This window comes from Micromonospora sp. NPDC020750 (genome assembly GCF_044334565.1).
Classification (GTDB): Bacteria; Actinomycetota; Actinomycetes; order Mycobacteriales; family Micromonosporaceae; genus Micromonospora.
The window spans coordinates 177,332-195,681 of record NZ_JBIRTH010000010.1 but is presented as its reverse complement, the minus strand read 5'-3'; the positions used below and the strand labels follow the sequence as shown (position 1 = coordinate 195,681).

Here is an 18,350-nt window from a genome sequence, read left to right as displayed (position 1 = left end):
GACCGAGGTTGTTCAGGGTGGCGGCTTCGCCGGCCCGGTCGCCGACCTCCCGCAAGATGGGAAGCGCCCGATCGTAGAAGCCGAGAGCCCGCCGCCGATCCCCCAACCCGTCGTACACGAGACCGAGGTTGTTCAGGGTGGCGGCTTCGCCGGCCCGGTCGCCGACCTCCCGCAAGATGGGAAGCGCCCGATCGTAGAAGCCGAGAGCCCGCCGCCAGTCCCCCAACCTGCCGTGCACGTGGCCGATGTTGTTGAGGGTGGCGGCTTCGTTGCCGTGGTCGCCGGCCTGCTGGTACATGGTCAGGGCCTGCTGGTAGTCCTCCAGCGCCGGCCGGGGCTGGCCGGTCGACGACCGTGCCCAGCCACGGTCGTAGAAGGCGCTGGCGTCCGGGCCCAGGGTCAGGGTCGCGGTGGCCATGGCCTCGACGGCGGCGAACCGGGAGGTACGCAGCCACACCCGGCACACCCGGGCACCGGTGTCCCGGGCGATCGCCGCCTGCCGGCCGGCGACAGCGAGCCGATGCACCTCGACCCACCGGAGGAGGGTCAGGGGGTCAGTGGCCATCGGGGGCGGTGGGGTCGAGGACCCAGAGTCGGTGGAGGGACTGTGCGGCGGCAGCGCAGGCCTCGGTGTGTTCGTCGTCGGTGATCAGTGGGCGGACGAGGGGGTGCAGGACGTTGGAGACGTAGTAGCGGGGCTGGCGGGTTTCGGGGTCGGTGCCCTCTTCGAGCAGGCCCAGTTGAACGGCCCGCTGGATGTGCCGGGCGGCGTCGGGGTGTTGGTGCAGGGCGTGGACGGTGGCGGTAGGTACGGGTAGTTCGACGACGTTGATTCTGGCGAGCATGCGGCGGAGTTCGAGGGGCTGGGAGTCGAGCAGATTGTCGGCCAGGACGGTCTCGCGGCGGAACCGGTCGGTTTCGTTCTCGATGGCGGTGAGCAGGCCAGCGATGTCGAGGATGGGATCGTCGACGATCCGGTTGAGCCAGTCGAGCAGGCGGGGGTTGCCGGCTGCGGCCTCGATCGCCCGGTCCCGGATGGTGGGGTCGATCGTGGATCCGGGGCGCAGGTTGGCCAGGTTCGCAATCTTCTTGCTCTGCTCGATGGGGGTGAGGGTCTCCAGGGCCTCGACGGCGACGGTGGTGCCGGCCGGGGCGGGGAAGCGGTAACGGCTGGTGATGATGACGCGACTTCGGCTGCCGGTGTCGCGGATAGCGGTGAGTAGGGCGGGCAGGATGTCGGCCATCGCCGGGGCGAGCACACGGCTGCCGTCGTCGCGCGTGTCGAGGTTGCCGGCTTCGAAGTCGTCGAACACGAACAGGCAGGGTGTCCCGCCGAGTGGCCCGTCGGCGTCGAGCAGGTGCCGCAGCCGGATCGGGAGGGGGACCTGTTCGTTGTCGAGGAGTTTGTTGGCCTCGCTGGTCTGGTCGACACTGTCGAAGCGGATCTTGCTGGTCAGCTCGCGGAACTTGATGGCGTCGACCTGGCCGTACCAGACGGCGTGCTGGTGGGTAGGCATGCGTTCCAGGAGCCTGGAGGCGAGGCTGCTCTTGCCGAGCCCGCCCATGCCGGCCAGCAGCAGGCCCTGCACCGCACCGGGGGTGTCGGCGGGTTGCCTGAGGGTGCGCAGGCAGCGCTGGATGAGCCGACGCCGGCCGACGAACTCGGCGCGGGACGCGACCCGGGACAGTTGGGTCTGCGGGTCCAGGAACTGCTGGTCGGCGGCGCGTACCTGCGACTGTCTGCGGCCTTTGGTGTGCAGCGACGTGACCATGGGCGCCAGCGGGGACCGGTCGGCGTAGACCCGGAGCAGATGCCAGTAGCTGCTCTTCTTGTCGTGGAACAGGTGGCGGCGGGCCTCGATGACGGCCTGGTCCAGCGACCGGCCGTCGGCCAGGGCCCGGTAGAGAGCGGCGGCGAAATCGGTGGCGGAGACGTCCCCGACCGGCAGCGCCCAGCCGAGCACTGCGGGGGCACCAGCCTGGACCAGGCTTTCGCTCATCGATGGGAACACGCCGCCGTCAGGGGCGTCAGCGGTCAGGCAGCCGGAGACGAACACCAGCCTCGGCCAGTGTCCCTGCATCGCCTGGGCGATCTGATCGGCCGTCGCCCTGGCGATCGCGCCGAACTCGTCTTCCACCACGAAGACCGGCTCGCCGCCGTCGGTGGTGGCGTGCCCGCTCAGGTGCAGCACGTCGAAGTGGCCGGCCCCGTAGTCGCGGCTGAGGAACCGGAGCCCTTCCAGGGTGCCGCTCTCCTCGACCACCAGGTCGGTGCCGGTCCGTCGCGTCGCCGCCAGGATCGCGGCCTCCTCGGCCTCGAAGTTGAGCTCCGGCTCGACACCTTCGGGGGAGGCTGCCATGAACAGCACCCGCAACGGCCGGTTGCCCGGCGTGACCGGGCCGGTCAGCGCCGCATGGGTGCCGACCGCACGGATTGGCAACAGCGGCGCCCGCCCGGCCACGGTCAGGAACGTGCCCTGCTGGGCGAGTAGTTCCCAGGGCAGGTGCCGCAGCCGTTGCTCGGCGGTGATCCGCAGCACCGCCCCGTCGGGATGGGCCAGGATCGGGGCCAGCCACCGCTGGTCGCCGTCGAGGAACTCCGCCAGCCGCGCCCCCAGCTCAGCCAGCCGGACCGCGCCGTACACCTTCTGTGCGCCAGCGTCACTGCTGTAGTCACGCCGCACCAGCGTGATCAGCTCATCGACCGCAGCCCGGTCCAGACCACGCGTCCGGGGCGGCTCGCCATCGGCGGCCAGCCGCAGCTCGTAGTAGTTGGAGGTCTGCGCGAAGACCTCCAGTTCGAAGGTGGTCATCTGCCCATCCCGTTTTGGTGGACGGTGATCAGTGCTGCCCGGTGCCGTCCTGCCGCATGGCGATCTCCAGCCGCGCCTGGCTGCCCTCGGTCAGCTCGATCCGGGTGCCGTCAGGCAGCAGCACCATGACCGCAGCACCGTCCCGGCGGCGGGAACTCCACCACTCGGTGATCGTCTTGGCCACCTCGACCCCGGAGAACACCAGCCCGATCACCGCGATCACCATCTCTGCCGACCGCTGCACCTGCACCGGCGACACACTGTCGTCCGGCCCCACGGCCGCGGCCAATACAGCCCGCAGCTCCGCGGCCCACCGCGCGGCCTGAGCCCCGGAAACCTCCACTGTGGCGCTGCTCATCGCCCACACCCTCCCCTGATGTGCCCGGTCGAGCCGGCCCAGGACCGCCCGCGTCTGGTCCAGGCCAGGCGATCGACGGCGGGCCATGGCGGCCACTGTACGTTTCATTCGCGTACCGAAACCGGTCGGTGGACCCGGCTCATGTGACGAGTTTCCGACTCACTGACCGCATCCCGGCCATCGTGGGAAGAACAATGACGACCAACGCACCCGCCCCACGCCGGTGCCGTGGTCCGGCCCTCGGCAAGCGCCGAGTCGGCAGCCGGAGCAGCAGGAAGAACGAGGTGGCTCGGGCATGGAGGATCCAGAACCGTCGCGACCGCATCCCCTCAGCCTCGCTGCGAAGGCCTCCGTCACCCGACACGTGGAGGTGCATCGGCTCGCTGTCGCCGGCCGGCAGACGGCGATCGCCCGGGACACCGGTGCCCGGCTGTGCCAGGTGTGGCTGCGTACCTCCCGGTTCGCCGCCGTCGAGGCCATGGCCACCGCGACCCTGACCCTGGGCCCGGACGCCAGCGCCTTCTACGACCGTGGCTGGGCACGGTCGTCGACCGGCCAGCCCCGGCCGGCGCTGGAGGACTACCAGCAGGCCCTGACCATGTACCAGCAGGCCGGCGACCACGGCAACGAAGCCGCCACCCTCAACAACATCGGCCTCGTGCACGCCAGGTTGGGGGACCGGCGGCGGGCTCTCGACTTCTACCACCAGGCGCTCCCCATCCGGCGGGAGGTCGGCGACCGGGCCGGCGAAGCCACCACCCTCAACAACCTCGGCCTCGTGCACGTCGGGTTGGGGGACCGGCAGCGGGCTCTCGACTTCTACCACCAAGCGCTCCCCATCTTGCGGGAGGTCGGCGACCGGGCCGGCAAAGCCACCACCCTCAACAACATCGGAGGTGTGCACGACGGGTTGGGAGACCGGCAGCGGGCTCTCGACTTCTACCACCAAGCGCTCCCCATCCGGCGGGAGGTCGGCGACCGGGCCGGCGAAGCCGCCACCCTCAACAACATCGGCCACGTGCACGACGGGTTGGGAGACCGGCAGCGGGCTCTCGACTTCTACCACCAGGCACTCCCCATCTTGCAGGAAGTGGGCGGACGGGCCGGCGAAGCCACCACCCTCAACAACATCGGAAGTGTGCACGCCAGGCTGGGAGACCGGCAGCGGGCTCTCGACTTCTACGACCAGGCACTCCCCATCTTGCGGGAGGTCGGCGACCGGGCCGGCGAAGCCGCCACCCTCAACAACATCGGCCAAGTGCACGCCAGGCTGGGGGACCGGCAGCGGGCTCTCGACTTCTACCACCAAGCGCTCCCCATCCGGCGGGAGGTCGGCGACCGGGCCGGCGAAGCCGCCACCCGGTACAACATCGCGATGATCCACCGGGCGGGCGGTGACATCGACCAGGCAATCCAGGAACTCGAACACGTCGTCGACCTCGACCGCCAAGTCGACCACCCCGGCCTCGACGCCGACACCGCCGTCCTCGAACAACTCCGCCGACAACGCGCGGAAGACCAGGAATCCACATGAAATAGGTCCGCCAGATCAATCTGATGGGCCCATCAGAGACAGACCTAGACATGTTTCAGGTACGGGACGGAACGGATCCGCGTCTGCGGTGTGGAGGGAACGTCAACCGCACATCGTCGCGGGAGTTCTTCAAACCGTGCCGGCAGGCATACGTGCCGAGAGCCGCCGCTTTCATGGTCAACCTAGCCTCGGGACGTCGTCCGCGCGGTCGCCTCTGCCCGGCTCGTGGAGCACACCGACGACCAAGTCCCGCCACCAGGCGCGCCCGGCCAGGTGCCACCGCCCGATCCCGGGCTCGCCCCGGTAGCCGGGCACGAGGTCAAGCGACCCCTGGGGTGACGCTAGTTGTTCTTCAGGGAGTCGATGAAGCCGTGCCAGCCGTTAGCGTCGAAGGCCAGCACGGGTCCGTTCGGGTCCTTGCTGTCCCGGACGGCCACCCCGTCGCGGAGGTCGGCCACCTCGACACACTGACCATTGGCGTCGCTTCGGCTGCTCTTGCGCCACACCGCGCGGGACCGGTCCATTGACTCTCCCTAAGTCATGTCCTTGGCGATGGCGTCGATCAGCTCCCGGGACTTGCTGACGCTGAGCGCTGCCGCGTGCAGGTGAGTGTAGGCAAGCGTAACGCGCCGCAAGTCATCCTCGCGTTCGAGATAGGTGTCTCCCGCCTGGCTCACCACATACACGACTGGGCTGTGGATGCCCTCGGGAAACTCCAGGATCGAGAAGGAGCCCACGGTGCCCGGGTGCCACCCCTCGCTGAACGGCAGTACCTGAAGCTCGACGTTCGGCCGGTCGCTTATCTCGATGAGGTGGTGGAGCTGGGCGCGCATCACGTCTGGGCCGCCGGTCTGACGACGCAGCACGCCCTCGTCCACGATTCCCCAGAACTTCAGCGCCGGCTCTTCGGTCAGGCAAGCCTGCCTGGTCATGCGCACCTCGACCCGGCGGCGTGCTTCCTCGCTCTGCCCCGGCCATGCGGCACTGGTGATTGCGTAGGCGTATGCCTCGGTCTGGAGCAACCCCGGCACGACGGCCAGCTCGAAGTTCCGTACTGCGGTCGCTGCGGACTCCAACCCGATGTACATGCTGTAGGGGTTCGGGAGTTGGCCGAACTTCGCCCACCAACCGCGTTCCTTGCCCTGGCGCTGGAGGTCGAGGGCGGTTTGCCGTATCCGGTCGTCGCTGACGCCGTAGCGGGTGAGCATCACGATCACGTCGGCCCGGCTGACGCCGACCACCCCTGATTCGATCTTGTAGATCTTCGACTCCGAGCAGCCCAGCTCTGCCGCGATCTCCTTGTGTGAAACGCCGGCAGCCTCGCGGAGCCTGTGCAGCTCCCGGCCGAGCTGCCATCGCGCGATTGTCGGGCCGCTTGCCCTCGCCACGTCTACCTCCAGGGTCGCGAACACCGTCAGTGTTCTCCTCTCCACCTCCGGGATCAAGGCACGCAGAGCGAACCACCGTCCTCCATGGAAATCTTCCATGGAACTCTAGACTTCTCGGATCGGCTTTGTCACTCTCTGCTTGGAGGCCGCTACGTTTCTGGAGGTCCAATGGCTCGGCACACGAAGAACCCGACGCACCCTGGTCTGCTGCGGAAGCTCTGGCCGTTCAAGCGCCGTTGGGCAAGCCCACTCGAACGCCTGGGCCCGGCGACGATCTATCCGAAGCGGGCAGGGGCATACCGGGCCATAGGCGTGGCACAGGTGACCTACCTGCCGGAACGGCCGTTGCTGACCCGTGCTGGGGAGTGCCGGGCGGGGTGCTGGTCATGACGGCGGATCGCGAGGACCGAGGCGAGCAGATCCAGGCGGCGGAACGGGAGGCCGCGCGGCAGCGGATCCTCGCGCAGGCCGAGGCGGACCGGATACCGGCGGAGGAGACCACCCGGGCGGTGCCGGACCGGCGGTGGCGGCGTGGACAGCAGTGACCTGCTGCCGGTCGGTCGGCGGGTGGCGTACTGGCGGAGGCGGCGGAGGCTGTCGCAGCAGGTGTTCGCCGATCGGCTCGGTAAGTCGAAGTCCTGGGTCGACAAGGTCGAGCGGGGTGCCCGGTCGCTGGACAAGGTGTCGACGTTGCGGGACATCGCCGCTGCCTTGCGGATCGATACCGCCGTGTTGCTCGGCCGGGACGTTCAACCCGCCGTGGTGGCCGAGCGGGTCGAGGGGGTGGAGCGGATTCGGGAGGCCCTGTCGGCGTACGAGATTGCCCTGGGCCGGCCCGTGGCCCGCCGTCTTGCGCTGCCGGCTGACCGGTTGGCCCGGGATGTCGAGCACGCGTGGATGATGTTTCAGCATGCCCGGTATCCGCAGGTGATCGCCGTGGTGCCGGGCCTGCTGGCCGGCGTGCAGCGCATCGTCGCCGACGATTCCGGGTGGGGTCGCCCGCTGCTGGTGGAGGTGTATCGGCTGGCCGCGTCGTTGCTGGTGAAGCTCGGCGAGGTCGATCTGGGCTGGCTGGCCGCGGATCGGGCCATGGCTGCCGCGACCGGCGATCCCGTGTTGGTGGCCGCTGCTGCGGTGCAGCTCGGCCAGGTGTTCCGCGCTTCCGGGCGGACGCGGGCGGCGCTGTCGGCGACGCTGGCCGCCGCGTACCGGATCGCCCCGCCGAATCCGGGGGACGGTAGCCCCGGCGCGTTGTCGTTGTGCGGGACGTTGCTCGTGCAGGCCGCCCTGGCGGCGGCCCGCCGGGGCGACGACCACGCCACCGCCGAACTCCTCGACGACGCCGCCGGCATGGCCGCCCGGGTAGGAGACGGCCAGGATCATCACCGGACCGCGTTCGGGCCGACGGCGGTCGACCTGGCCCGTACCGCCGCAGCCCTCGACCTGGGCGACGCGAGCGAGGCGGTTGCCTGGCACGAGAAGACGACCAAGCGGGACGCCTGGCGGTGGCTACCGGTGGAACACCGGGCAGCGCACCTGGTCGATGCCGCCCGCGCTTACGTCCAGGCCGGTGACCCGGTCGGCGCGGGCCGGGTGTTGGTCGACGCCGACCGGATGGCACCGGCCGAGGTACGCCACCGGCCGGCCGCCCGGGAGGTGCTCGCCCAGGTGGCCCGCGACCCGCACGCCCCGGCCACGATCATCCAACTCGCCGTCGCCCTCGGGGTGACCTGAGCATGACCGCGCCGTTCCTGTCGTTGGCCCAGATCCGCAACCGGCTGATCCTCACCGCCCGAGCGGTCCTCCGCGACCACCGGACCGGCCCGGACGGCCACTGCCGGGTCTGCCGGCGCCCGCACTGCCCGGTGTCGACCGCCGCCCGCAACGTCATCCATGCCGCCGAAGAAGTACCGCAGCGAAGCGCGGCGCTCCCGCCGACCGCAGGGGACCCGAACGACCCCCAGCAGGCCGGATGACCTCGCACGACAAGAGTTGCCGGCCGGCACCAGTGTAAAGGGGCCGGCTGGCACCCGCCGAGCTTCGTCGCGTCGAAGAGTGCATCCGACAGGTTCTTGGCCTGTAGGCGGGTCCGCCCGGCTCGGCGGAATAGCTGTACTTCGCTGCTCAGCTTGGTCGGCAAGCCCGCACCGCCTGCTCATGGCAGGGGGCTAGCCTGTGGGGCCAAGCCCAACGCGACGCCATGGGGACGAGGCACGTGATAACCGGTGAACTGAAGAGCAAGATCGACCGCGTCTGGGATGCCTTCTGGTCGGGCGGCATCTCGAACCCGATGGAGGTGATCGAGCAGATCACCTACCTGCTCTTCATCAAGAGGCTAGACGAGATGGAGACGCGGGAGCTGAAGAAGGCGGAGCGTTTCCCGGACGCCCCGGTCACGCTGCGGTTCCGGCCGGACCAGCAAGAACTCCGATGGTCCCAGTTCAAGGACCGGGACCCGGAGACGATGTTCAAAATCGTCACCCATCAGGTTTTCCCGTACCTCCAGACGCTCGGTAGCGACGGGTCGACGTACTCGCACCACATGAGGGACGCCCGGTTCACCATCCCCAACCCGGCGCTGCTCGGCCGCGTGGTCGACATGCTCGACAAGATCCCGATGGAGGACCGGGACACCAAGGGCGATCTCTACGAGTACATGCTCAGCAAGATCGCCACTGCTGGTCACAACGGCCAGTTCCGCACGTCACGGCACATCATCCAACTCATGGTCGAGATGACGGCCCCGACGCCGACCGACGAGATCTGCGACCCGGCGTGCGGCACTGCAGGCTTCCTAGTCGAGGCGGGCGAGTACGTCCGGCGCACGCATCCGGACGCGCTGCTCGACGTGGCGCAGCGGAAGCACTTCCACGAAAGCATGTTCCACGGCTTCGACTTCGACGGCACGATGCTGCGTATCGGCAGCATGAACATGCTGCTGCATGGCGTGGAGAGCCCGGACATCCGCTACCGCGACTCGCTGGCTCAAAGTGTCAGCAACGAGTCCGAGAAGTACTCGCTAATCCTGGCCAACCCACCGTTCGCCGGCAGCCTCGACTACGAGAGCACGTCGAAGGACCTCCAGGGGATCGTCAAGACCAAGAAGACCGAGTTGCTCTTCCTCGCCCTCTTCCTCCGGCTACTCAAGCCTGGCGGCCGGGCTGCCGTGATCGTGCCGGACGGCGTGCTCTTCGGGTCGAGCAAGGCACACAAGGAGCTGCGCCGGATACTAGTCGAGGACCAGAAGCTCGACGCGGTGGTGAAGCTGCCGAGCGGCACCTTCAAGCCCTACTCGGGCGTCTCCACGGCGATCTTGCTTTTCACCAAGACCAACAGTGGCGGGACCGACAACGTCTGGTTCTACGAGGTGACCGCTGACGGCTGGAGCCTGGACGACAAGCGGACACCGCTGCTACCTGCCGAGAAGCTTGGGCCGGTGCCAAACGTGGCGCTGACCGAGGACGAGCAGGCGAAGAACAACCTGCCGGACGCTCTGGCGCGGTGGTTCCGGCGAGACAGCGACGAGTTGCAGCGGGCGCGGACCGAGCAAAGCTTCTGCGTCCCCAAGGCCGACATCGTCGAGCAGGACTACGACCTCAGCCTCAACCGCTACAAGGAGGTCGTACATGAGGATGTCGAGCACCGCTCGCCGCCTGACATCTTGGCCGACCTAGAGCACTTGGAGGCTGAGATCCAGCAGGGCATGTCCGAACTGAAGGCGATGCTCCGATGAGGGATTGGCCAACCGTACCGCTCTTGACTGCAGTTTCAGACAAGACGTCCGGCAACCCGAAGACTCTTCAGTCCGAATACTTGAGGACCGGCTTCTACCCTGTCGTTGACCAAGGCAAGAATTTGATTGCCGGGTTTACGAATGATCCAACGTTGCTGCATCGCACAAGTGGGCCAGTTATCGTGTTCGGGGACCACACCCGCTGCTTCAAGTATGTCGACTTCCCGTTTAGCATGGGTGCCGATGGCGTGAAGGTTCTCAAGCCTCAGGCCGGCTGGGATCCCAAATTTCTATACTATTACTTGACCTCCTTGCCACTCCCTAATGCTGGGTACTCACGGCACTTTAAGTTTTTGAAGGAGCAGGCAATTATCCAGCCTCCGCTTAGAGATCAGCGGAGAATAGCGGAGGTGCTGGATTGGGCGGACGATCTGCGCGCCAAGCGCCGCGAAGCCGTCGCCCACCTCGACGACCTCACCCAGTCCATCTTTCTCGACCTACTTAGCTGCTACGACCCGACCAAAAGCGAATGGGAGAGCTCTCTACAGTTGGGCGAGGTGGCTGACATATCGTCGGGCATCACAAAGGGAAGGAAGACGTCCGAGAAGTCGCTACGGACCGTTCCATACCTCGCCGTGGCGAATGTACAGGACAAGCGCATTGAACTCTCAAGCGTGAAGCAGATAGAAGCCACGGAGCAAGAGATTGAACGCTACCAACTACGCAAGGATGATTTACTTCTGACGGAAGGCGGCGATCCGGATAAGCTCGGCCGCGGATCACTCTGGAATGACGAACTTCCGGAAGCCATCCACCAAAACCACATTTTTCGGGCTCGAATAACCGATCCACGCCGAGTAAATCCGGTTTACTTGAACTATTTCATATCGTCCGATAGGGGAAAGCGGTACTTTCTCCGGTCAGCCAAACAGACTACGGGCATCGCCTCAATCAACATGGTGCAGCTTCGGCGATTCCCGCTTCTGCTACCTCCGATCGAGGCTCAGCAGGAGTTCGCCCGCCGGGTGAGGGCTGTCCAGTCACTCGGGGCGACGCATCGGGCGAGCCTCAGCGAAATGGGCGCGTTGTTTGTGTCGTTGCAGGATCGGGCCTTCCGGGGGATGCTCTGATGTGAGATGATTGGCGGCTGTCCACTGTGGGGGTCGACGTCGATGAGTAACTTCGCGTTCCTGCGGGCCGAATGGCCCGAGCTGCTTGACGAGGCCCTGCGGGCCGAGCGACTTGCCGTCGCCGACCCGCGGGGCTCGTGTTTCTACGCCCGGCGCACATTGGAAGTCGCGCTCGGCTGGCTCTTCGACGCCGACGAGACACTCGCCAAGCCGTACAAGAACGACCTCTCCGCGAAGATCCATGAGCCGACGCTGCGCAACCTGGTGGGCAACAGCCTCCAGGCAAAGATGAACGTCATTCGCAAGCAGGGCAATCGGGCTGTGCACGAGCGGACGCCGGTGACGCCGAAGGAATCGGTGCCGGTCCTCCGCGAGTTGTTCCACGTCACGTACTGGATCGCCCGGCACTACACCCGCGACCAGGCGCGGGTTCCAGCGAGCGCCCTCGCCTTCGACCCGGGCCTGATTCCCCGGCCGGTCCCCTCCAAGGTGCGGCAGCAGACCCAGGCCGAGCTGAAGGCGCTCGCCGACAAGCTCGCCGCCCAGGACGCGGCGCTGGCCGCCGAACGGGAGCGGTCCGCCACCCTCGACGCCGAGTTGGCGAAGCTGCGCGCCGAGATCGCCGCCGCGAAGGCCGCCAACGAGGCACGCCCCGACGACCACGACTACGACGAGGCGCAGACCCGCGACCTCTTCATCGATCTCCTGCTGGCCGAGGCCGGCTGGCGGCTCGACGGTCCGGACGACCGCGAGTTCGAGGTGACCGGCATGCCCAACAGCTCGGGCACCGGCTACGTCGACTACGTCCTGTGGGGTGACGACGGCAAGCCGCTCGCGGTGGTCGAGGCCAAGCGCGCACGGCGGGACGCCACCATCGGCAAGCAGCAGGCCAAGCTCTATGCCGACTGCCTGGAGCAGCGGTACGGCCAGCGGCCGGTCATCTTCTACACCAACGGCTACGACACCTGGCTCTGGGACGACACCGCCTACCCGCCCCGCCCGGTGCAGGGCTTCTACACCAAGGACGAGCTTCAGCTCCTGATCCAGCGCCGCGCCACCCGCCGGCCGCTCGCGGACGTACCCATCAAGGGCGAGATCGTCGAGCGGCACTACCAGCACCGGGCGATCCGGAAGATCGGCGAGGCGTTCGAGCGGGATCGGCAGCGCCAGGCGCTCGTGGTGATGGCCACCGGCGCCGGCAAGACCCGTACCGTGATCGCCCTGGTCGACGCACTGATGCGGGCCAGCTGGGTCAAGCGGGTGCTCTTCCTCGCCGACCGCATCGCGCTGGTCAACCAGACGGTCAACGCGTTCAAGACGCACCTGCCCGAGGCGGCCACGGTCAACCTGGTCACCGAGAAGGACACCGAGGGCCGGGTGTACGTCTCGACGTACCCGACCATGATGGGCTTGATCAACGAGACCGCGAGCGGCGGGCGGCGCTTCGGGCCCGGCTACTTCGACCTGGTCATCATCGACGAGGCGCACCGGTCGGTGTACCAGAAGTACCGGGCGATCTTCTCCTGGTTCGACAGCCTCCTGGTCGGGCTCACCGCGACCCCACGCAACGAGATCGACCGCAACACCTACAGCCTGTTCCATCTTGAGGACGGCGTCCCCACCGACCATTACGACCTCGACGAGGCGGTCAACGAGGGCTATCTCGTTCCGCCGCGTGCGGTCTCCGTGCCGCTGAAGTTCCAGCGTGACGGCATCCGCTACGACGACCTCACCGAGGCGGAGAAGGACGACTGGGACTCGCTCGACTGGGGTGACGACGGGCCACCGGACAGCGTCGACGCGGACGCGGTCAACAAGTGGCTGTTCAACGCCGACACCGTGGACAAGGTCCTGGAGACGTTGATGACCCTCGGCCACCACGTGGCCGGTGGCGACCGGATCGGCAAGACGATCATCTTCGCCAAGAACCAGGACCACGCGAACTTCATCCAGGAACGGTTCGACCTCGCGTACCCGATGCACGGTGGCCACCTGGCCCAGGTCATCACCCACCAGACCAAGTACGCGCAGAGCCTCATCGACGCGTTCTCAGAGAAGGAGAAGGCCCCCCACATCGCGATCTCGGTGGACATGCTCGACACCGGCATCGACGTGCCCGAGGTCGTCAACCTGGTCTTCTTCAAGATCGTCCGGTCCAAGTCGAAGTTCCTCCAGATGATCGGCCGAGGCACCCGGCTCTGCAAGGACCTCTACGGTCCCGGGCGGGACAAGGAGAACTTCTTTGTCTTCGACTTCTGCCAGAACTTCGAGTACTTCAACCAGAATCCCAAGCCTGCGGAGGGGAAGCTGGGTGAGTCGCTGACCCAGCGGCTTTTCAAGGCCCAGCTCGACCTGATCTACCGCCTCGACCAGCGCCTCCCCGCCGATGCCGGCCCGGAGACGGAGGCCGACGGCACGCAGAGCGAGGCGGGCCTGCGCTGGGAGCTGGCCCGAAACCTCCACGCGCGGGTGGAGAACATCCACCTCGACAACTTCGTCGTACGCCCCAAGCGGCGCCTGGTGGAGTACTACGTCGACTTCGCGCGCTGGCACCGACTCACCCCCGAAGCGGTGGACGAGATCGGCGGCAACCTCGCCGGCCTGCCCACCGCCGTGAAGGACGAGGACGAAGTGGCCAAGCGCTTCGACCTGATGGTGCTGCGCCTCCAGCTCGGCCAGTTCGACGTGGTGCCCGACTACGACCGGCTGCGCCGGCAGGTGCAGGAGGTCGCCTCGACGCTGCTGGAGCAGACCAGTATCCCGGCGGTCCGCGAGCAGCAGCAACTCCTCGACGAGGTGGCCGGTGACGAGTGGTGGCAGGACGTGACCCTGCCGATGCTGGAACTGATGCGTCGACGCCTGCGAGGGCTGGCCAGGTTGATTTCGCGGTCCAAGCGGGCCATCGTCTACACCGACTTCAGCGACGAGCTGGGTGAGATCTCGGTCGTCTCGCTGAACGACATCAGGATCGGCACCGACTTCGATCGGTTCCGCGCCAAGGCCCGAATCTACCTGCGCGCCCACGAGGACCACCTGGCGTTGCAGAAGCTGCGCCGCAACAAGCAGCTCTCTCCCAGCGACCTCGCCGAGCTGGAACGAATGCTCGCGGCCAGCGGTGGCGGCACCGAGGACATCGATCGGGCCCGTCGTTCGTCCGACGGGCTCGGGCTCTTCATCCGCTCACTGGTCGGGCTCGACCGGGAAGCGGCCAACGAGGCGTTCAGCGAATTCCTGGTAGGCCGCACCCCCACCGCGAACCAGATCAGCTTCATCAACCTGATCATCGCCGACCTCACCCGGAACGGTGTCATGAAGCCCGAGCGGCTCTACGAATCCCCGTTCAGCGACATCGCGCCGGACCCGGAATCGATCTTCCCGTCCGCTGACGTGGATCGCCTGGTCACGATCCTCAACTCCGTTCGGGACACCGCCGCCCCTGTGAGTGAGGTGGCCTAGAGAGATTCGTTTAAGCTGGCTTGACCTGGTCGATCGGGTGCTCGCCTACGGGGCGACCAGGTGAGCCGTAACGTCGAGTAGTGCAAGCAAACGCCCGATGGGCCGACCGATTAGCACGTAACGCTTGAAGGGCTGTCCCGTCGTCAAGATTCCGGCCAGTTGCCTCCTTCAACGACATCGCACGGCCGGACCTCTTCGAGTAGTTGTCGGGTAGCCGACCACGCGTGGATAGCTGGTCCACTATGGTGCCTCGATGATCTCCACTCTGCGCCTAGCGACTGTCGCGATGGCATCCATGGCTCTTGTGGGCTGTGGGGCCTCCAGCGATAAGTCGACGTCGGCGAGTCCAACTCATTTGCCCACCTCTCCTGGATCTTTGTCACCCAGCCCGAGCGCGACGCCGCTGGCGTCGACCCCCGTCCCGACCAGCGATCCTCCCTCGCCAGAGGCCCCCCTGCGCCTTGGCCGAACGGCTGACTTGGGGCTCGCCGAAATCACGGTGCAGGCGTACCGGAAGGTTTCGTCGAATGACCGAGCCGTTGACATCAAGTCATCCGAAAACTGGGCCTCGGTCGACGTTCGACTCTGCAACACGTCAACGGAACCGATCGAGGTGAACGACGACTACTGGACTTTGCAGTCGGCTGAGAGTACTGAGTACGAGAAGGCGAACTTCCAGGACTTCGCCATGCCGCAGCAGCCGGTCTATGGCAGTCGGGTCGTACGACCCTCGAAGTGCACGAGAGGTTGGATCTCCTTCGTTGTGCAACGCGACGACGCCCCCGTGCTCGCTGTCTACAACAACGACGCGGAACGAGTGGAGTGGGTGCTTAAGCGGTGACCAATGCGGGCAAGCCATCGGCCGGAAGCATTCGGGATTTTGCATTTTTTAATCGGCAACGGAGACGGAGCGACGCATCATGGCCGACGACCGCGATATGGAGAGAACGGCATTCCTTCGTGAGAGATTCCACGAGTATGTTCTCGGTGGTCTCCCCAGGTTGATGCGGCTCGGCTACAACCCGTTCCAGTTCCGTGAGCTGGTCGAGCGGCACGGAGATGCTGTTGGCGCGACAATGCACCTCTTGGCGGATCCAAGGCACACCTCGTATGGCTTCCAACGGCTTTTTGACCTTGGGCGACTCGAAGACACCGTAGAGTTTGCTGCCTGCCTGCCATGGTTTACCGAGCTGTTCCACCCTCAAGAGCTCCACGAGGCCAGGACCCGCCTGATCGTCCACGGGTTTCCGCTCGATGCAAGGCTTGCGGCAGCCGCCGCCTCACCTCCTAACTGGCTGACAGATCTCTGAGCATGGCCAGCGCCTCGATGATCGCGAGTGAGGTGGCCTAGTCGGTGCCGGGAGCCGCGACCGGCAAGCCCACCGAGGCTGCGATGTCCGCCATCCGCTTGTCGTACGTGACCAGCACGTCGAGCGCATCACCGAGAACCTGGGCACTCGCCACGTGCAGCGCGTCCAACGTCCGGATCCCGGTGGGGAGAGCTGCCGCGAAATCCCGGACCTCCTCGGTCAACAGGATCTCGGTGAAATTTCGCGCCAACATCTGCATGGCGTCCGGATAGTCTCCGATCCGGTCGAGGGTGCGTACCGTCTCGACGAATCCGACGGAGCTGATCGCCATCGGCACACCAGCCCGGCTTTCCAGGAACTCCTGCAGCTCGGTGGCGTAGGTGCGTCCGGAGAGCAGCGTGATCAAGGCGGACGAGTCGAGGTAGATCACCGCTCATCCTCCTCGCGGTCGGCCAGCAGCAGATCGAGGGGCGACACATCGGGCGGTACGTCGTAACGGGGTAGCCGGTCGATGTCGCTCGTGGTGGTCGCCTTGAGGCGGATCACCCCTTTGGCCACCAGGGACGCGTATCTGCCGAGCGTCCCCGAACCCGGCAGTAGCACGGCGATCACGCTGCCGTGCCGCGTCACCTCGATCGTCTCGCCCCGCTCCACCCGGGCGAACATGGCGCTGGGGTTGTAGGAGAACTCGCGCACGGACACGGTGCTCACGCCACGCCTCCCTTGTGCCGACAATGCCGTCATTGTACCCACAAGCGGCTCTACGAGTCCCCGTTCAGGAGCTCACGCCGACCCCGGGGCGCGGTGGTCAGCTGAGGGAGGCGTACACGTCGATCAGGCGCTTCGTGACCACGTCGGGGTGGAAGGTGCGCTCGTACGCCCGGGAGGTGCTCGCCCAGGTGGCCCGCGGGTGAGCAGGCTTCCCGTCCCGCAGGCGTTGTCCCCGCTACCGAGGCCGAGCTCAAGGCAGCGGACGACGCTCAGTGGTAGGTGCCGATGCGGGTGCCGCCGATGGTGCCCGACGGTCAGTCACGGAGATCGTCTGTCGCGTACCGGCGCCCCGCCCGGCGTGTCGCGCCGGTGAGCAGCAGACGATCAAGGGACGACCCACGAGGAAGCGCGCGGGGCGAGGTCAGCTTCGGCCACCCCGACGGTAGGCACGTTGACAGACCTCGATCATCAACTCTGTCCGGGACACCGCCGCTCCCGCAAGCGAGGTGGCTTAGACCGTCCGCTGGTACTCCTCATGATCGTCTGCTGATTTCGGAGAACCTGCCCGGCGTGTCGTCTCACTTTTCATCAAACGATCACCGCGGACCGCAGGGACCCCACGCGCGGGGTCTCTGCGAGCGCGTTGGCTCAGCGGGGCTGCGTGGTGGCCGAGACGCCCGCGTACACGTCGATCAACTGGCGAGTGACCACGTCCGGGTGGAAGGTGCGCTCGTAGCGGGCCCGTGCCGCCGGGGCCAGCCCTGCCGCACCCGCCCGCGCCACCGGCAGCGCGGCGGCCATGGCGGCCGGCTCCGGGGCCACCACCCAGCCCACCTCGCCCGCCTGCACCCCCACCGGCAGCGCGACGCGCCCCTCCCCAGGTGCGGCGGTGGCGACGGCGGCCGGGCCGGTGCCGGCGGGTTCGCGCGGGCCGTCCGCGCCGAGGAGGTACGGGATGCCGCCGAGGGCGGTGCCGAGCACCGGCCGCCCACTCGCCAGCGCCTCGATGATCACCGTGGGCAGCACGTCGTGCCAGGTGGAGGCGGCGATGATCACGGCGCTGGCCTCGATCGCCGCGCGCACCCCGGCGCGGTCCAGCGGTCCGAGGTACGTCACGTCGGCGCGTTCGGCGGCGGCGGCCTCGGCCAGCGGGCGCAGTTCGCCGTCGCCGGCGATGCGCAGCGGGCCGAGTGAGCCGTCCGGGTGCCGCCGCCAGGCGTCCAGCAGCAGGCCCAGCCCCTTCTCCGGGGAGAGCCGCGCCATGTACAGGAAGCCGTCGCCGAGCGGCGCGGGTGCCCCCGGGTCGGGGATGCCGTTCGGCTTCACCACGATCCGGTCCGCCGGGACGCCGTAGTCGCGCAGGTGGTCGGCGACGGCGCTGGTGAGCGCGATGAACCGGTCCACCGACTTCCAGGTGCCCCGGTGCACCGCGAGGGTGGTGGCCATCAGCGCGCTCTGCGCCCGCGAGCCCCGGTAGCAGCGGTGCACGATCGCCGGCACGCCGAGCGCCTTGCCCCGGCAGTCCTGGCAGATCATCCCGTCGCGGAAGTACAGCCCGGAGGAGCAGACCTGCCGGTAGTTGTGCACCGTCTGCACCACCGGCACGCCGTGCTTGTGCGCGGTCCGCACCACCCAGGGCGAGAGCAGCGGGTACGGGTTGTGCAGGTGCAGCACGTCCGGCCGGTGCTCGGTGATCAGCCGACTCAGCTCCTGCTGCGCCCGGGGGGCGTAGATCGGGGAGACCGGCAGCAGCGCCTTGGCCGACTTCGGCATGGTCGGGATCTCGTCGGAGCTGCGCAGGAACGGCAGCACCTCGACCCCGACCGCCGTGAGCTGGGCGATCTCCGCGTCGACGATCGTGTTCTCGCCGGAGGGCTGAGCCTCCCGGTACCGGTTGTGCGCCACCACGACTCTCAC

17 protein-coding genes are annotated in these 18,350 nt (G+C 67.3%); 9 read left to right on the top strand and 8 right to left on the bottom strand.

All coding sequences use genetic code 11. The annotated features are described in order from the left end of the window. The 3 genes from ACH4T9_RS27475 to ACH4T9_RS27465 all read right to left on the bottom strand — a co-directional run. Positions 1–565, bottom strand: a 565-nt coding sequence (locus ACH4T9_RS27475) for a tetratricopeptide repeat protein (protein WP_396686867.1), incomplete at its 3' end; no start/stop codon positions are given. Then, entirely contained in the window at positions 555–2,813 is a 2,259-nt protein-coding gene (locus ACH4T9_RS27470; protein WP_396671962.1) for a CHAT domain-containing protein, read from the bottom strand. The genes ACH4T9_RS27470 and ACH4T9_RS27475, both read right to left, overlap by 11 nt. A 28-nt stretch (positions 2,814–2,841) precedes the next feature. Further along, on the bottom strand, positions 2,842–3,171 hold the full coding sequence (locus ACH4T9_RS27465; protein WP_396671961.1) for a hypothetical protein: 330 nt from the start codon (positions 3,169–3,171) through the stop codon (positions 2,842–2,844). A gap of 295 nt (positions 3,172–3,466) precedes the next feature. On the opposite strand from ACH4T9_RS27465, the gene ACH4T9_RS27460 reads away from it, so the two are divergent. Then, positions 3,467–4,705: a tetratricopeptide repeat protein gene (locus ACH4T9_RS27460; protein ID WP_396671960.1), complete on the top strand. Its 1,239-nt coding sequence runs from the start codon at positions 3,467–3,469 to the stop codon at positions 4,703–4,705. Between the two features lie 341 nt (positions 4,706–5,046). Here ACH4T9_RS27460 and ACH4T9_RS27455 read toward each other — a convergent pair whose 3' ends face one another. Beyond that, positions 5,047–5,229, bottom strand: coding sequence for a DUF397 domain-containing protein (locus ACH4T9_RS27455; protein WP_396671959.1), 183 nt, complete (start codon positions 5,227–5,229; stop codon positions 5,047–5,049). A 9-nt stretch (positions 5,230–5,238) separates the two neighbouring features. Next, positions 5,239–6,117 (bottom strand): helix-turn-helix domain-containing protein, encoded by an 879-nt coding sequence (locus ACH4T9_RS27450; protein ID WP_396686866.1) that lies wholly within the window; start codon positions 6,115–6,117, stop codon positions 5,239–5,241. Between the two features lie 362 nt (positions 6,118–6,479). Here ACH4T9_RS27450 and ACH4T9_RS27445 point away from each other — a divergent pair, with 362 nt between their 5' ends. The 8 genes from ACH4T9_RS27445 (at position 6,480) to ACH4T9_RS27410 (ending at position 15,722) form a co-directional block, all read left to right on the top strand. After that, a complete protein-coding gene (locus tag ACH4T9_RS27445) occupies positions 6,480–6,638 on the top strand; it encodes a hypothetical protein (protein ID WP_396671957.1) in 159 nt (52 codons plus the stop codon). Then, positions 6,625–7,827, top strand: a complete 1,203-nt coding sequence (locus ACH4T9_RS27440) for a helix-turn-helix domain-containing protein (protein ID WP_396671956.1) — start codon at positions 6,625–6,627, stop codon at positions 7,825–7,827. Before ACH4T9_RS27445 ends, ACH4T9_RS27440 begins: the two co-directional genes overlap by 14 nt. A 2-nt stretch (positions 7,828–7,829) precedes the next feature. Beyond that, the gene (locus ACH4T9_RS27435) at positions 7,830–8,069 is read left to right on the top strand and encodes a hypothetical protein (protein WP_396671955.1); all 240 of its coding nucleotides are present in this window, start codon (positions 7,830–7,832) and stop codon (positions 8,067–8,069) included. Positions 8,070–8,308: 239 nt separating this feature from the next. Next, positions 8,309–9,826 carry an N-6 DNA methylase gene (locus ACH4T9_RS27430; RefSeq protein ID WP_396671954.1) on the top strand — a complete coding sequence of 506 codons (1,518 nt, stop codon included), beginning with the start codon at positions 8,309–8,311 and terminating at the stop codon, positions 9,824–9,826. A gap of 23 nt (positions 9,827–9,849) precedes the next feature. After that, on the top strand, positions 9,850–10,956 hold the full coding sequence (locus tag ACH4T9_RS27425; RefSeq protein WP_396671953.1) for a restriction endonuclease subunit S: 1,107 nt from the start codon (positions 9,850–9,852) through the stop codon (positions 10,954–10,956). Between the two features lie 42 nt (positions 10,957–10,998). Then, positions 10,999–14,412, top strand: coding sequence for a DEAD/DEAH box helicase family protein (locus ACH4T9_RS27420; RefSeq protein WP_396671952.1), 3,414 nt, complete (start codon positions 10,999–11,001; stop codon positions 14,410–14,412). Between the two features lie 253 nt (positions 14,413–14,665). Beyond that, positions 14,666–15,253 (top strand): DUF4352 domain-containing protein, encoded by a 588-nt coding sequence (locus ACH4T9_RS27415; RefSeq protein WP_396671951.1) that lies wholly within the window; start codon positions 14,666–14,668, stop codon positions 15,251–15,253. A gap of 79 nt (positions 15,254–15,332) precedes the next feature. Next, on the top strand, positions 15,333–15,722 hold the full coding sequence (locus tag ACH4T9_RS27410; RefSeq protein WP_396671950.1) for a hypothetical protein: 390 nt from the start codon (positions 15,333–15,335) through the stop codon (positions 15,720–15,722). A 37-nt stretch (positions 15,723–15,759) separates the two neighbouring features. On the opposite strand, the gene ACH4T9_RS27405 is transcribed toward ACH4T9_RS27410, so the two are convergent. The 3 genes from ACH4T9_RS27405 to ACH4T9_RS27395 form a co-directional block, all read right to left on the bottom strand. After that, the gene (locus tag ACH4T9_RS27405) at positions 15,760–16,152 is read right to left on the bottom strand and encodes a type II toxin-antitoxin system VapC family toxin (protein ID WP_396671949.1); all 393 of its coding nucleotides are present in this window, start codon (positions 16,150–16,152) and stop codon (positions 15,760–15,762) included. Beyond that, positions 16,149–16,433, bottom strand: a complete 285-nt coding sequence (locus tag ACH4T9_RS27400; RefSeq protein WP_396671948.1) for a type II toxin-antitoxin system Phd/YefM family antitoxin — start codon at positions 16,431–16,433, stop codon at positions 16,149–16,151. Before ACH4T9_RS27400 ends, ACH4T9_RS27405 begins: the two co-directional genes overlap by 4 nt. 648 nt (positions 16,434–17,081) lie before the next feature. After that, entirely contained in the window at positions 17,082–18,350 is a 1,269-nt protein-coding gene (locus tag ACH4T9_RS27395) for a glycosyltransferase (RefSeq protein WP_396671947.1), read from the bottom strand.